This window comes from Mucilaginibacter sp. NFX135 (assembly GCF_048565145.1).
Lineage (GTDB): Bacteria > Bacteroidota > Bacteroidia > Sphingobacteriales > Sphingobacteriaceae > Mucilaginibacter.
Genome location: NZ_CP183412.1, coordinates 3560302 through 3576954 on the forward strand (window position 1 = coordinate 3560302; position 16653 = coordinate 3576954).

Below are 16653 nucleotides of genomic sequence, written 5' to 3' on the forward strand. Positions count from 1 at the left end.
TAAACATATCAACCCGGTCAGTAAGCCAGAAAAATCTATGGCTTCAAAATCCCTATTTTTTCAGCCAAAGCTCACGGTAAATCAACCCAATGATATTTATGAGCAGGAAGCTGATACGATGGCCGAACTGGTGATGAGCAAAAATGATCAATCCGATAATACGCTTTTTTTTAAACCGGCACCCAGGCAGGTTATTCAACCAAAATGTTCGGCGTGCGAGGCAAAAGAAGAACCTCATATGGAAGAGGAGGAGGCAAAAGAAGAAACCACTCCTGAGCCAATGCAACCAATTGCCGATTTACCCATCCAGAGAAAATGTGCTCATTGTGATGAGGAAGAAGAAAATAAAAAGATCGACAGAAAAAAAATTTCAGATAATTCGCCGGTTGTTACCGCTAATGTTGAACAAACAATACAGTCATCGGGCCAACAGCTGGATGGACAAACACGGGGATTTATGGAAAATCGCTTTGGTCATGATTTTGGTGATGTACAGATCCATAATGATTCACAAGCTCATCAGTCGTCAAAAGATATTAACGCCCTGGCATATACTCATCAGAATCATATTGCATTTGCGGCCGGGCAATATCAGCCGGATACCGATACAGGGAAACGCTTATTAGCACATGAACTTACCCATGTATTACAGCAGGATAAAAATATAAGCCGCAAAATTATACAAAGAGACCCGGGCCCATCAGATGGAAAAAGTAAAATAACCCTTTTAGAAACTAAAGGAAACATATCTGAGGATGTTAAAATATTGAAAGGATTGGAACCGGGACTTAGCAGAACGCTCATTATACAGGGCAACATATTAATGCTATATAAGATCGACGGCGCCACACCTATACAGTTAAAGTCTTTTCATATTAGTAATGATACCGTTCTGCCGCCATTTTATAATAAACGGGTTAACGGGCTGTTTTATGCAGGCGCACATGACAATGTAGCCAACAAGGATGGTTTTATAGGCAAAAAAGATAACCTGTCTGCCGAAGAGCAAAAAAAATTGGAAGATCTGGACAACGCGTACACTATTTCAAATTGGTTTGATTCTGATACTGATTATGATAATTTCAAAAAATCGGTAAGTGACGGTGAGGTAATTGGCCTTATTGTAATGCCTTACGGAGGAGCGTCTTCAAGTAAAGGAGCCAAAGGCGGAGATGATCAGGAGGAAATTCCACCTAAACCAAAATGGGCGAATGCTTTTGAAAAAAGCATGGCCGACATTATTGCATCAACACGCAATGCCGAACCCACATCAGAAGATATTCCGGCTTCATTTAACTTCTACTATTCAAAAAGTAAATCAAAATGGCGTGGGTATGCCGCTCAAAAAGATGCCGCCGATAAAGCTATTAATAAGGTTTATACTGATGTTAACGAAAGTGATAAACCCGCAGATTTATTAACCAATATCCGTGAGCTTATCCGTATCGAAAAATTAAAAAGTGTACTTGATGTAAAGCCCTCAAAAGATGCAACTGCTTTATCCGCTTCAATGCAATGGGCATATGAATTAAAGTTAAAGATCGAAAAGTTAATGGCAGATGAGCGTAAGATGTATAATAATCTTTACGATCTGCCAGACAAAATATCCCTTGCAACCAATGAAGGGGATGAAGCCAATATTTATTTGCGCATTGATGTATTTGTTACTTCCTTAAACGAAAAAGGTGCCGATGAGGCGCACATGAAATCTGGAGTATTGCCTGATCCTTTGCGCAAAGAAATGAAGGCAGAAGATGTGTTGAAGGTGATCAAAGTTGCCACAAAGGTATTGAGGGGTGGTGATATAAAAATGGAAGGCCGCGAAACCAAAAGCTTTGATCACGTAAAAAAAGCATATCCATCAAACATCATTGCTAAGGATGTAAGACCCGATGCAAAAACAGTTACCGGAGCACATCACTCATTTAAAATGAATGTGCAGCTTGAAAAATTGGAAGGCACCGATACGCTTAACCTGATGACATTAAATATGCGTACGGTTTATTACTACTGGGATATTTACCGGGTAGATGATCAATTGTCTGCTGAAGAAAAAGCCGATCTGTCATCAAGCTGGAAAGAAAGACGTGAAAGCCTGGTGGCACATTTCAGAGAGTCAGGCCAGCTTAAAACCAAGCCGCTTGTTAATACAGAAAAGCTGGAGTTGTATAACCGGCAAATGGATGAAATGGGCCTGCCAGATGAAAAGGTTAATGTAGATGCCGACCTTTCCAGACAGAAGATCGAGGAATTAAAATCAGCAGACATCTTTTACGGATCAAGATTAAATATTACACCAGATGCCGATTTTACTTTTCCTAAAGATGAAGGCGAATATATCATTTACTGCCGCGCACAAGTGGAGCCTACCGATGATAAGGTTATCATCCGTCCAAGTGAGGCTTTCTTCCCGATAAAAGTAGAGAATGGTAATGCCTTGGCCAAGGAATCTGTTAATAAACCTTTTAATGAAATTGAAGACGTTAAAAAACAGCTTGCCGAAGCCACTGCGGATGAAGATAAAAAACGACTGGAAACTAAGCTAAAAAGTTTAACCGACAGGCAGGCGATGTCGCTGGCCGACAGGCTAACGGCAGATGTGGCCAGTAAAGAAAACAGTATCCGTTTAGCTAAAAAGCTGAAGGAAATATCTATTAACAACAAGGGTACCGGTAAACCAATTTCCCTGGCAATCGCGGCAGATAAGGCTGATGCCGCGGGGATGGCTGACATATGGGTTCTACTATCAATGAATGATCCGGCAAAATCCCTGGAAGACAAAATAGATGAACTGATAGCCAGTATGGCATCACAGGAAAAGGGCCTGAATGATGTACAAAAGAACCTGCAATCCTTCAGCGGCGATTATGATCATTCAAAGCCTACATACACACCAGTTATAAGTCTTATTTCGCAGGAAACCGGTCAGGAGTATCAATTGATAACCATGATTGGTGAAGCCAAGGACAGTACTGATGCGGAAACCAAAGTAGTTCTCATTGATGTAACTACCCATAAAACGCAAAGAAAATACACCGGTAGCAGCACCAACGCCGATAAAACCGTTGCCCTTCAGGAAGCAATACAGGATGCCTTTACTGAATTTGGCAAAGAATGCGAATATGGTAAGGGTTCTGTGCAATATCGGATACCGGTTATTAATGCAGAAGGAAGTGTAAATAGCAAACCGGGTATAAAAAAGACCATATTAGGCATATTAGAGGCTGTAGCCGCAGTAGCAGGTATTGCCGCGCTGGTGGTGGGGACCGTGGCAACCGGTGGCGCACTTGCCATAGCGCTGGGTGTTGGGAGCGCCGTTGTTGGGGCCAGTGTTGCCGGTTATCATATATATGACCGTTATGAGAATCATAAACTGGAGCCTGATGTGGAGTTGGCTATGGATATCCTGAATATCCTTGGGCCACTGCTGGTAGCTGTAAATACTGCTGTTAAAGGAGCTAAACTGGCATCATTCGCCTTAAAAACAGCCGAAGGTTTTTCTGCAGCCAACACGTTCTTAAAGATCGAAAAGGGTATTGCATTAGTTCAAAAAGCAGAGTTAGCGACCAACTTTTTTGCTATAAACTATAAAACGGTAAAAGACTTAAATGAAATAGAAAACTCTAATTTATCGCCGGAGCAAAAAGATGCCCTTGAAAAACAAGTGATGGTTAACGCGGTTTTTGCAAACGTAATGATTGCAGTAGCGGTACGTAACGAAGTAAAAGCAAAAGCTTCGCCAAGTGAACAAGCGTTAAATGAGGCCATTGGTAATGCTGCCAATGAGCAAAAATACAAGCTGTTAATGGAGCGAGCCGGCCTAATTGATGCCGAGGGTAAGTGGACCGTTCCTGAATTAAATGAAGCTGCCGCTAAAAGCCCAGCGGTTGATCCTAATGATCCTGCGCAAAAAGAAAGCACGGGTACAGCAGCACCTCCTGTAACAACTGATAAATCCTCATCTTCGGGAAGTGGGTCAAGCGAAAATAAAATGTTGGAAGCTGAAATATTTAAAAATATCACGCCGGAAACTAAAGAAATGTTAACCCGAAAGCCCGCTTTGGCCAGGGCATTGTTAGAAAACCCATTGGCAGCAAAGGCTTTAAAACTATGTAATTCGCCTTGTTTCCCTGAATTTGCAACGGGCGCTCAAATAGCAGAAATTGAAGCTATATTAAATTCTGCCGGGCTGCGTACAAAAGGAGAGGTGGATCTTGGAGCTTTGAAAGAATTTCTGCATGAAGCTAAAACACCGGGTGATCTGAATGAAAAGATCGACATTCTGCGCGATGCGGGTAATACACTATCCCGTGATCTGGATATGGGTAAATCGCCATTTGAGATAGACCGGCTCAATACTACCGAGAAAATGAGGAGCACACCAGGGGAAGTATCAGGAGGAGAGAAGCTACCGGTTGTTACGGAGGAAAACGTGGGCAAATGGTATGGTGAGCCCGACCCAAAAAATCCGAACCAAGTGAGTGAGGGTAATATTATGCAGCTGCCTAAACAGGTGGTTGATAAACTAAAAGCTCAATTTAAAGGTAAATTAGTATCATTCAGAACATTGAGGGAAGCTTTCTGGACAGAAATGTTCAATGACCCTGTTATCAATAAATTCTTTAAAGACCGTGGTGCTACCCGGAGTTTGACCGAAATGCAAAACGGCCGCGCCCCATTTGCATTGAAAGATGGCCGAACCGGCGGTGGCGCTAATGCCAAACTTCAGCTTAATCATACACAAGCCTTAGAGCATTTGGGTGAGAATTCTGATGAGGTAGTAAATTTCGACAACCTGGAAATAGTATCGCCTAAATTCCATGAGGATATGAAACAATAAAATTATTTACAGTTAACGGGTAAAAATACTCATGATCAATAACATACAAAATTACATTCAGTCATTTACAGATTGCTGTCAGGCTATAATCCGCAAGGAGAGTAGTGATGACTCAACTTTATTGGATTTAGGCGTTTTGATCAGCAATGAGTTTAAAAAACATGCTGTTGTGCTTCCGGCTACTGAATGTGTCCTGTTCCTGATAGCTTATATCCCTCATATTCACCCCAATTTTTATGACGAGATCATTAAAGAGGCCTTGCCGCAGGGTGGGGATTTCCCGGAATTTGGTGGTGTTAGGGGAAGCAACCACCGGGGGCTTTTGCCTACGGGCGAAACTGCTCAGTTTATATTAGCAGACAATGATGTAGAAAAACGAATTGCCATTCAATATCTGCTTATTGATGGTATATTGGCCAAACAAGGGATACTATCCATAGAAGCTGTAAAAGAAGGCGAACCTTTAATGAGCGGACGCCTGGTACTCAATCAGGAATGGATAGACCTTTTGCTAACAGGGCATGAAACCACACCAAAATTCAGTCCTGATTTCCCAGCCAAAAATATCACTACAGCCATGACCTGGGATGATCTGGTACTGAACAATTATACGCAAAACCAACTTAATGAGATCCTGATATGGGTAAAACATAATGATACCCTGATGCAGGATGAAGTACTGAAACGGAAAATAAAACCAGGTTACCGGGCTTTGTTTCATGGCCCGTCTGGTACAGGTAAAACATTAACAGCAACTTTATTAGGCAAGCATTTTAATAAGGATGTGTATCGCATCGACCTGTCGCAGGTAGTGAGTAAATATATCGGCGAAACAGAAAAAAACCTGGAAAAGGTGTTTCAGAAAGCCGAAAACAAAAACTGGATACTGTTTTTTGACGAAGCTGACGCCTTATTTGGTAAACGTACTAATGTACAAAACTCGCACGACAGATATGCCAACCAGGAAGTGAGTTATTTATTGCAACGCATAGAAGACTTTCCGGGTTTGCTCATACTGGCATCTAACTTAAAAAGTAATATGGACGACGCCTTTTTAAGACGTTTTCATACGATTATACATTTTTCTATACCCAATGCCCAGGAGCGGTTAAAATTATGGGAGAAAGCATTCCCGGCATCATGCGGGCCGGAACCATCCATACAATTACAGGATCTTGCCAATAAGTATGAACTCACTGGTGCAGCCATACTCAACATCATCCATTACGCCGCACTGCAGTCTATTTCCAAAAATGATCAGCATATACGTAATGTCGACCTGATAGAAGCGGTAAGAAAAGAGTATCGCAAAGAAGAACGTACCATGAGTTAACTAAACTACATAACCGGAGGAAAAAAACATGGCCTTAGCACAATTTCATATTTACACACCCCAGGATTTTCAGCAATATCTGGTAAATACTATTTTTTCCAGAAGTATCAAAATGATACAGAACCATCATACCTGGGAGCCTAATTATAGCTCACTAAACCCAAGTCAGGGCGAAATGTACTGGCTGGAGTCTATGAGGAGTTATCATATCCATAATAATGGCTGGAGCGACATCGCTCAAAATCTAACCACTTTTCCTTCCGGCAATATTGGCTTATGCAGACCGATAAATATTACACCGGCAGGCATTTTTGGAGCAAATTCCGCAGCGATCTGCATTGAAAACTTAGGTAATTTTGATGCAGGGCACGACCAGATGACACTGCCGCATAAGGATACTATTGTGTTTTTAAACGCTATACTTTGTATGAAGTTTAATCTGAAACCGGTAAAGGAGCAGGTGGTTTACCACCATTGGTTTGACCGCACAGGTAAAAGATTTCCGGAAAGTGTGGTTAATAACAACCAGGTAGGCAATCAACAGAAAACCTGTCCGGGTACTGCTTTTTTCGGCACCAATACCATTACATCAGCCGAAGCCAACTTCTTCCCCCTGATTGATAACAAAATAAAACAGCTCAGTAGTGCTGATATACCTCAAATTACTTCTTTGATCGTAAACACAAGTGCATTAAACGTGCGCTCGGGGCCGGGCACATCATTCCCGGTGCTCCGCACCATTACACAAGGCACACAGGTATCAGTTTATACCACTACCAGTCAATGGAGTAAAATAAGTAATACGGCGGATGAGTGGGTATTCAGCAGCTACTTGTCTTAAATAGTTTTTAACCATAAATATAAAAAGATCATGTTATCATTTTTTAAAGCAAAAACCTGGAGCGGTGCCGGTTGGTTACTGACTCTTTGCATGTTACTTGTTTTTATAGCGATGATTTATACCGGGCTTCATCTTTGTTATAAAGGCACCGATCATAAAAAATTGGATAATACCCAGTTATTAAATATTGATAATGTGCTTGCAGTATATGCAGATCCTGATTCGGCTCAGTTGGCATCAAAAGACCCCGCTGTTAAAAAAATGGTATTGGCAAAGCGCGAAGAACGTGATCAGGCACTGTTTAACTTTTTACGAAACGAATATGACGGCCGCATAGATGAATATCGTCTCAAGCGTATGGATGACTTATTGATCAATCTGAATAATAAAGATACCAAAGCATATCTTAATAGCTTGGAGATCATTGTAAATGATTTTTTCTGGTTTGTTGGGACAGGCACTTATGCCGAGGTTTTGTTTTGGGCCCTTATAGGCGTTCTGGTGAGTTTAATTTATTATGTGAGCATCGCTAACCGGCAAGCACTAAAAGTAGCAGGAGACGCCGATACAGGACCATTTGACCCTGCAGAAATATCCGGACAGGTATCAAAAATGTTTTATGCCCCTGTATGTGCCCTTGTTTTGGTACTTGGATACAATTTGCTGAGTGGGAGCAATACCAAAATGACAGATATTACCATAGGCAAAGGGCTTTTATTATTTTCATTCATTTCGGGGTTCTTTTCTGGCCGGGTTATGAAGTTTATTGACGGATTAAAAGATTTGGTATTACCCTTAAGCGCAACAAACAGCACAACAGCAGATAGTGATAAAACCAATACGAAAACAGCGGATATAACTATAAGCCTGCAATTAGCCCAGGCTATGTTGTCGGCACCGGAGGCCGCTGATATTATCGATGGAGGATTTAATTCGGCAATTGTTACCCTAAAACCCGAAACCGGCGATATCATTACCCTGGACAAACCAGCTGACGATCAAAGTTCAGAATTTACAGCAACGCAGATGCCTTTTGGCAAATATACCCTCCATGCAACTATGGCTTTTAAAAATAATGATACCATTATTAACCTGGCCGCAGATAAGGATATTGAAATAAATGACGCCAATAAAGCATTTCAATTAGATCTGGATAAAGCAGCAGAAGCCGGTTAAAAATAATTTTCCGGATGCTTTTTCAGATCTGATTTGCGGGGATCTGTATAATTCGACCATTAAAATGTCTGGTTCACCTGTGCAATTGTCTACTTAAGGGTTGCTTATGCATATAAATGCGTATTTATTAAGCAACTTTACTGTATAATCATTGAACCATGAATGCCCAGCCTTCCAATTTATTTAAAAGAAAAACGATCATCATAGCAGCTATTTTACTGATTGGTTTTGTATCTATACAATTCATCCGCCCGCAGATTACGAATTCACCGGCAAAAGCGGAGATTGAAGCTCCGGCCGAGGTAAAAAGTATACTGATGCGGGCATGTTATGACTGCCACTCCAACGAAACTAACCTTCGCTGGTATGATCAGGTTTCACCTGTTTACTGGAAAGTGGCCAACCACGTAAATAGCGGCCGTAAACATTTAAATTTTTCTAACTGGAAAAACCTGGCATCGGCCGATCAAAAAGCCATGCTTTGGGAAGCCGTGAACCAGATAGCTGCCGGCGCTATGCCTATAAAGGATTATGAACTGGTACATTCATCGGCCACTGTTTCTAAAAGCGATCTGGAGGTATTGAAAAAGTATGTTTCATCCATGTCACCCAAGCAAATACCGGACGATACCGCCAAAATAAACGCGGTCAATAAACAATATACGCATTGGCAAAAGGCAACAACCCCTTCAGCTAAACTCCCCGCAACCCTAAACGGTATTACTTATATTCCCGATTATAAAAACTGGGAAACCATCAGCAGTACCGAACGTTTTGATAACGGTACCATGCGGGTGATATTTGGCAATCCAATAGCCATTAAAGCCATTCGAGAGCACCACATTAATCCATGGCCTAACGGAACAACGTTTGCCAAAGTAGCCTGGGACCAAGTGACCGACAAAGATGGCAATGTGCGTACAGGTGCATTTAAGCAGGTGGAGTATATGATCAAGGATGATAAAAAGTACGCCTCCACAGCAGGTTGGGGCTGGGCCCGCTTTAAAACCGATAAGCTTGTGCCATACGGCAAAACAGCTATGTTTACCAACGAGTGTGTGAGCTGCCATAAGCCATTAAGCAACACCGATTTTGTTTTTACCTCACCAATTGAACACTAATAGATCAGAAAATCCATCATGAAAATTACCTATATATTATTCACGGCCTCTGTTTTGATACTATCGGCCTGTAACAATCGCAAACCAGTTGAGGAACTTTTGAATAAAAAAGCCGCTATACCTGCTTCGTTTAACTTTAGTAAAGCCGGTTTAAAAGTAATTTCTTCGTCTATCAATAAAAAGGAGCAAACCATGTCTACGCTTTATGGTAACGACCTGGCTTTAAAAACTGCTGTTTCGGGTTCAACCAACTATCCTGCAGGCGAAAACCTTACGCTGGTTACCTGGAAACAACAGAATGATGATCGCTGGTTTGGCGCCAAGATTCCGGGGGATCTTTTATCTGTTGAAGTGATTAAAACTATCAATTCAAATACCAAAGGCATAATAGCTAATTATCAACGATTTATAGGGAAAGAATTAATTGCAGACACCGATACAACACACCAGCAGGAGCGTATGAGTTATATCTTCTCTCAGAAACCTTCTGTAATGCCCTGATTCCGTTTAGATACTATGTGGCGTATTCCCGTTGATATTTATTGCGGTAATCAATAGGCGAGAGGCCAGTAATGCGTTTAAATGTGGTACGGAAGGCCTTGGTATCGGTATAACCTACATTATACATCACTTCGTTCACATTTTCGCGCGAAGTTTCCAGGCTTACTTTTGCTGCCTCGATCTTTACACGCTGTATATATTCAGCTACGGTATTGGCTGTTGCTTTTTTAAACCGGCGTTCCAGGTTTCTGCGGCCCAGAGCAAACATGGAGGCCAGTTGCTCTACGGTGATCTTTTCCTGGTAATTCTTTTCAATAAATTCCTGCGCTTTTTTGATCGGATCATCGGTGTGATCTTTTTGCCCCTGGAAGATAATGAATGAGGATTGGCTATTCCGCTCCATTTCAATAGCAAACACCTTGGCGCTTAAAATAGCGATATCACGACCGGCATATTTTTCGATCAGGTATAAGATCAGGTTCAAATAAGAGAAGGCACCGCCGCTGGAGTAAATACCTTGTTCATCGGTAATGATCTTTTCGGTAACCAGGTTAACATCCGGAAACATCCGTCTGAACTCATTAGCAAACATCCAGTGAGTTGCGCATTTTTTGCCGGCCAATAAACCAGTTGAGGCCAGTAAAAAAGCTCCCATACACAAGCTGGCAATCTCAGCACCATTATTATATTGCTGGGTTAACCAGGGTAAAAATTCCTTATTATTTTCTACTTCCTCGCTGATATTACCATCAATAGCCGGGATAATGATCAGGTTAGTTTTTTGCACTTCCCCAATTACCTTATGGGCATTAACGGTAAATAAGCCACCGCTAACGGGAGTTTCCATGGCAAGGCCAACCAGCTCAACCTTAAAAATCGGATCTTTTCCAGCGGCCATAAAAAATTGGTTCACCTGGGTAAGCAATTGACGCGACCCTTCAAGGCTTCCGAGTATGGCCCGTTTAGGCACCAGTATCGATATATGTTTCATACAGTAAAAGGTTTATAATGTAGTTTAATACTTCTCCAAATTGACGTATACGCAACTCATGGAGTATTGCAATATAACGTTAATTTTTTTCAGATGTAATAAGCAAAAATCACCTATCTGTTTCTAAATGTTAGCAGATCAATATATAGTAACCCTTTAACTAAAATACATAACAATCTAATATACTGTTTATTTTAAAAACAAACCAAACAAACAGGTCAACTTGAATATTTAAAATAAACTGCATAATTTCCCGGTCAGGAAGCCTTGATCAATTCATCAATAGCAATCAAAATATCCTCTTCTGTAGTTCGCCAGTTAACAAGCGCGGCCCGCAAACAGGGTGTTCCTTTATAAGCTGTTGGCGAGATGAACAACTTACCGGATGCTTTCAGTTTTTCCAGTACTGAGGCCAATTTGCTGCTCTTGTTCTCTTCGCCCTCAATTGTAAAACAAACTACATTTAATCTTGTAGGTGCGGTTAGCTTAAATATGGTTTTTTGTTCCAGCAGTTGCGCAAACTGATTAGCCAGAGTGATATTATTTTCCACTATCCACCTAAATCCGTTGCGGCCGTAGGCTTGCAGTGCAAACCAGGCAGGCAATGCCCTTAAACGCCTCGAATTCTCCGGTCCAAAGTTCAGGAAACTAAAGTCGGTTGCAGGATCGCCAAGGTAAGGTGCATTACTGTTTTGAAACGTTTGTAGTTGTAAAGCAGCGTGTTTTTCATGAACCAGATATATGGCGCTGTCATACGGTATATTGAGCCATTTGTGACAGTCTATCGTAATACTATCGGCAAATTGCCAGCCGTCTAACAGGTGGCTATATTTTTCGGAACAGGCCGCAAAAGCGCCAAAGGCAGCGTCGATATGCCAGTAAAAAGGATATCGTTTTTGCAAGTCGGCTATGGCTTGCATATCGTCAAAATCAACGGTATTAAGCGTACCGCCGCTGCTGATCACTATAACCGGGAAATCTTTATTCTCCCTTAGCTTAGTTGCAAGATCGGCTGTATCCATAGCCTCCCGGTTGCCTTGCACGGTTTTTATAGTAATGATATTGCTGCTACCCAAGCCCAGCATTGCCAATGACTTTATGGCTGATGAGTGCGGGGTGGCTGTCAATATTTTAATCTCTGTTTTAATACCTTCCCGGGCAATATCAATGCCTTTTTGTTTGCCTGCCCATTGCCGCGCTACAGCCAGACAGGTAAAGTTTGACATGGTAGCGCCAGTTACAAAGCCGCCTTTAAAGTAAGATGGTAAACCAAATAACTGGATAAGCCAGCTAATAGTTTGAATCTCAATATTGGCAGATACATCTCCCGCACCATTGATTCCCTGCGGGTTTTGATCAAATACGGCGCTTAACCAATCACCGGCTATAGCGGCAGGGGTGGTTCCGCCGGTTACAAATCCCCAGTAACGCGGACCAGATGATGCTACTATTTTATCCTGATGTTGCTCATAAAAAGCCTTTAGGGTATCCTCCAAGCCAATTCCGTTTTCAGGGAGGTTGATGGGAATAGTTACCTGGACATTGTTAATGCTTACAGGCTTCTCATTTATTTCGGTAAGATAGGCAGCGGCTTTATCTTTAGTTAAGGATAATAGATAGTCCAGATTATCCAGGTCGTTTTGTAATGTGTTGTGCATAGGTTTATCAATTCGATATGGCAAATAAATGCATATTTAAACGGGATAAAACGTCGGTCATAAAATTTGACACAGACTGTACAAAAACTTTTTAAACCTTAAATTTTAACACTTTTCTGATCAAAAACAAGACAAAACCAGCTCAAAATCAATCTAAAAACCTTCATTTTAACACTTTTTAACAAATTTTAACGCGATTTTGATACGTTTTAAAAACTTTAAAAAGTATTGATTTATTGATTGTCAAATAACTACAAACTAAACAGTTGTTTTTTGGGCTATATTTTCCTTTAACAAAACAGCCCGGTTTTTCCTTTTTGATGGAAAAACCGGGCCGGTGTATTTACAAATATAAGCAATATCTAACAGAATATCTAAAGGCTAACAGCATCGATCCAGTAATTTGGTAATCTACTTTTCGTCACCTAATTGAACTTTCTGAATACTTATGCCTCAAAATTCCCGTTCAATCAAAGTTCGGGCATAATAACTATGCCCTGATTTAATAGGAATATTCGCTTTATTTCGCCACGGATCATACTCAGCTGAGCTTGAAATCACGAATATTTTTTATGTTTACAAAAAAACAAAACTTAGCTATGAAAGCTTTAAAAACACCCTTATTTACTTTAATCTTTGCGTTAGGCGCCATCACCGTAATTTCATGTAAATCAAAAAAACTGGTTCAAAAACCTGTACCGGTTGAAAACGAACAAACCTACGCGCCAAAACCACAACCGGCTCCGGCACCAAAACCTGCACCAAAAGAAACACCTCCGCCACCACCGGCAAAACCAAACTATAACTTTAGCAATATCCAGTTTGAATTTAACTCAGCTGTGTTAAGAACTTCATCGTACCAAACGCTTGATCAGGCCGCTGCAGAGATGAAGAAAGACCCAACCGTAAAGTTTGTACTAAACGGAAACGCTTCTGCAGAAGGTACTCCTGAGCATAATATGGAGCTATCTATTGAAAGGGCCAATTCGGTAAAATTATACCTGGTAAACAGTGGTATTAATGGCGATAACCTAACCGTAAAAGGTTATGGCGAAACCAAACCAATTGCGGATAACAGCACAGAAGACGGCAGGATCCTGAACCGTCGTGTGGAGATCAAGCTTAACAACTAATCTTCTTCAACCCGATATCAAAAGCCCGATAATAACAATTACCGGGCTTTTTTGCTTTTCGTGGGGCAACCATTAGCCTTTTTAGCCCGTAATGAGAGGGGAGCAAGGACTTATAGAGCAAGGAATAAGGAACTATTGGAGTAAGGATAAAAGGAACAAAGAGTAAGGACAATGGAAACTTTACTGTATTTGTTTTAAATCCTGGCTTCTTCAATCTTTGTTCTTTGCTCCACAAGTCCTTACTCCATAAATCCTAAAATGAAGCATATTATAAAAGGCATTTTAACGCTGCTGAATGGGCAGGAGAAAAAGCAATTGGGCAAACTCATCCTGCTCGATCTGTTGATCAGCGCGCTTGATATCGCTTTCCTGGGGATGTTGTTGCTGGTGATCGGCATTTATACTTCCACTAAAACCATATCCGGATTTGCTTTTTTACCCACAGGATGGTTTAATAAAGACTCCATGCTGCTCATCAGTGTGTTCCTGGTTCTTTTTTGCTTTAAAAACTGGGTAGGCTACCTCATCATGCGTTTTCAGCATCATTTTTTTTATGGCGTAGCTTCACGCTTGTCAAAAAAGAATATTATCCATTACCTTAAAAGCGATTACCTGAACTTTGTTAATGTCGATTCTTCTATCCATATCCGGCAGATCAGTCAGCAGCCAATTGAATTTAGTCATTACATCCTCACCAACGTTCAGCAGGTTATTTCGCAGGGAATCCTTATTTTGTTTACGGTTTGTGCTATACTCATCTATCAACCTGTATTGTTTTTATTGTTGCTGCTGTTGCTGTTACCCCCGGTAATTATATTAGCCTGGTTTATCCGGAGACGGTCAAAACAGATCAGGATAAACACCAAACAAGCCAGCGAAAAAACCATTCAGCACTTACAGGAATCATTGGCTGGCTTTGTGGAGAGCAATATTTATGATAAAACCGACTTTTTCACTAATCGTTACCACAGCTATCAGCAGCAGCTGAATGATAACCTTGCCGGACAACAGACCTTGCAGGCTTTGCCATCGCGCCTGGTGGAGGTATTCGCGGTACTGGGCTTTTTTATATTGGTGCTCATCAACAAATCTCGGACAGATAAGCCGGTAATCGATCTGCTCACCATAGGTGTATTTATGGCAGCCGCCTATAAGATCATTCCCGGTATCATCAAAATACTAAACAGCACCGGGCAAATAAAAACGTATGAGTTTACGCTGAATGATTTGACCTCACCCCAGCCCTCTCCAAAGGAGAGGGGGCCTGAAGGGTTGCTTTGTGAAGTCCTCTCCTTTGGAGAGGATTTAGGTGAGGCTTCCTTTGGAGAGGGTCGAGGTGAAGTTACCTCCATCAAATTCAACGATATCAGTTTCCAATATAAAGATCATCAGATCTTAAAAAACTTCAGTTTTAATATCAACAAGGGCGATCTGGCGGGAATATCGGCCGTATCCGGCAGGGGTAAAACAACGCTCATCAACCTGTTGTTAGGGTTTCTGGTGCCGGATACCGGCGATATCCTCATCAATGACCAAACAACAGATGTTATCGCCTTAAAACAGTACTGGAGCAGCATAGCTTATGTAAAACAACAGGGCTATTTTATTCATGATACTATCCTCAAAAACATTACGCTGAGCGATAAAGAAAGCGATCCGGAAAAGTTGGCCAAAGCCATCGCAATATGTGGACTTAGCCCATTATTGAATGGCAATACCGAAGGATTGTACCGGACGATCAGGGAAAACGGCAAAAACCTCAGCGGCGGTCAACGCCAGCGAATATTACTGGCCCGGGCCCTTTACCATGATTTTGATGTATTGATATTAGATGAGCCATTCGGCGAAATAGATCAAGGAGCCGAGGAAGCTATTTTGATACAACTGCAACAATTAGCGGCTTCGGGCAAGATCATCTTCTTTATAACCCATAACACCGCGAGCCTGAGCTATTGCAACAAATTGATAACGCTGGAATGACCAAACAAAAAACCATAGTGATACTGAGTCCCGGTTTCCCGGCTGATGAAAACGATACTACCTGCATACCGTCTATGCAGATCTTTGTAAAGGGGTTAAAACAAAACAAACCCGGACTGCATGTGGTGGTAGTCAGTTTTCAATATCCTTTTAAAGCTTCCCGGTATAACTGGCATGGAGTGGAGGTGATTGCACTGGCGGGAAAAGGCAAAGGACAATTGTTCCGGCTAATTACCTGGCGACGTGTTTGGCAAACTTTGAAGCAATTGCATAGCCAATATGAACTGATGGGCCTGTTGAGCTTTTGGATGGGAGAGGCTGCCTATATGGGAAAACGCTTTGCCAAAAAGCATAACTTACCGCATTATACCTGGCTACTTGGCCAGGATGCTAAAGCAGGTAATCACTATGTAAAACAGGTAAAACCACAGGCCAGCGAACTAATAGCCATATCTGATTTTTTGGCCAGGGAATTCAGCATCAATTATCATATACATCCCGAATATACCATCCCAACAGGTATAGATATTACACGCTTTGGAGAGCAGTCCATCAACCGGGAGATTGATATCATTGGAGTGGGTTCGCTTATCCCGTTGAAGCAGTACAATCTGTTTATCCAGGTAGTTAAAAGCCTGACAACGCAATTTCCGAAATTAAAAGCGGTGATCTGTGGTAAAGGTCCCGAAATGGAGAACCTTCAAAAACAGATCAACAAGTTAAAACTGGGAGATCATATCGAGCTTAAAGGCGAACTATCGCACCCCGAAGTTTTGGCACTGATGCAACGCTCCAAAATACTGTTGCACACCTCAGCTTACGAGGGCTACAGTACGGTTTTAAGTGAGGGTTTGTATGCAGGTTGCCATGTGGTAAGCCTGGTAAAAGGCATGGATTCGCGCCCGCCACAGCATCATGTACCCAGTAATGTTGAAAACATGCCCGGGATAATTAAAGACTTATTGCAAGATGCTAATCTGCTGCATGAGCCGGTATTGGCCTATCCTGTAGAAGCCATTGCCACCCGGGTTGCAGCTTTATTTGGGTGTTGAATAAAAATCATTTATTCAAAACGAATG

11 protein-coding genes are annotated in these 16653 nt (G+C 41.6%); 9 read left to right on the forward strand and 2 right to left on the reverse strand.

Going from position 1 to position 16653, the window contains the following annotated elements:
- Positions 1 to 37: 37 nt before the first annotated feature.
- The 6 genes from ACNURT_RS14960 (at position 38) to ACNURT_RS14985 (ending at position 9812) form a co-directional block, all read left to right on the forward strand.
- The gene (locus ACNURT_RS14960) at positions 38 to 4840 is read left to right on the forward strand and encodes a DUF4157 domain-containing protein (protein ID WP_419698359.1); all 4803 of its coding nucleotides are present in this window, start codon (positions 38 to 40) and stop codon (positions 4838 to 4840) included.
- Between the two features lie 31 nt (positions 4841 to 4871).
- Positions 4872 to 6173: an ATP-binding protein gene (locus ACNURT_RS14965; protein WP_419698360.1), complete on the forward strand. Its 1302-nt coding sequence runs from the start codon at positions 4872 to 4874 to the stop codon at positions 6171 to 6173.
- A gap of 28 nt (positions 6174 to 6201) precedes the next feature.
- Positions 6202 to 7014, forward strand: a complete 813-nt coding sequence (locus ACNURT_RS14970; RefSeq protein WP_419698361.1) for an SH3 domain-containing protein — start codon at positions 6202 to 6204, stop codon at positions 7012 to 7014.
- Between the two features lie 30 nt (positions 7015 to 7044).
- Positions 7045 to 8190: a hypothetical protein gene (locus tag ACNURT_RS14975; RefSeq protein ID WP_419698362.1), complete on the forward strand. Its 1146-nt coding sequence runs from the start codon at positions 7045 to 7047 to the stop codon at positions 8188 to 8190.
- A gap of 158 nt (positions 8191 to 8348) precedes the next feature.
- On the forward strand, positions 8349 to 9311 hold the full coding sequence (locus ACNURT_RS14980; RefSeq protein WP_419698363.1) for a heme-binding domain-containing protein: 963 nt from the start codon (positions 8349 to 8351) through the stop codon (positions 9309 to 9311).
- 18 nt (positions 9312 to 9329) lie between these two features.
- Positions 9330 to 9812: a hypothetical protein gene (locus tag ACNURT_RS14985; RefSeq protein ID WP_419698364.1), complete on the forward strand. Its 483-nt coding sequence runs from the start codon at positions 9330 to 9332 to the stop codon at positions 9810 to 9812.
- 13 nt (positions 9813 to 9825) lie between these two features.
- Here the strand turns inward: ACNURT_RS14985 and ACNURT_RS14990 are convergent, their stop codons facing one another.
- Positions 9826 to 10803 carry a GlxA family transcriptional regulator gene (locus ACNURT_RS14990; protein ID WP_419698365.1) on the reverse strand — a complete coding sequence of 326 codons (978 nt, stop codon included), beginning with the start codon at positions 10801 to 10803 and terminating at the stop codon, positions 9826 to 9828.
- Between the two features lie 257 nt (positions 10804 to 11060).
- On the reverse strand, positions 11061 to 12461 hold the full coding sequence (locus tag ACNURT_RS14995) for a pyridoxal phosphate-dependent decarboxylase family protein (RefSeq protein ID WP_419698366.1): 1401 nt from the start codon (positions 12459 to 12461) through the stop codon (positions 11061 to 11063).
- Between the two features lie 599 nt (positions 12462 to 13060).
- On the opposite strand from ACNURT_RS14995, the gene ACNURT_RS15000 reads away from it, so the two are divergent.
- From ACNURT_RS15000 to ACNURT_RS15010, 3 genes are all read left to right on the forward strand, one after another.
- A complete protein-coding gene (locus ACNURT_RS15000) occupies positions 13061 to 13594 on the forward strand; it encodes an OmpA family protein (protein WP_419698367.1) in 534 nt (177 codons plus the stop codon).
- Positions 13595 to 13852: 258 nt separating this feature from the next.
- Positions 13853 to 15574: an ATP-binding cassette domain-containing protein gene (locus ACNURT_RS15005; RefSeq protein ID WP_419698368.1), complete on the forward strand. Its 1722-nt coding sequence runs from the start codon at positions 13853 to 13855 to the stop codon at positions 15572 to 15574.
- Positions 15571 to 16626 carry a glycosyltransferase family 1 protein gene (locus tag ACNURT_RS15010; protein WP_419698369.1) on the forward strand — a complete coding sequence of 352 codons (1056 nt, stop codon included), beginning with the start codon at positions 15571 to 15573 and terminating at the stop codon, positions 16624 to 16626. The genes ACNURT_RS15005 and ACNURT_RS15010 overlap by 4 nt, the downstream gene beginning before the upstream one ends.
- Positions 16627 to 16653 lie beyond the last annotated feature (27 nt).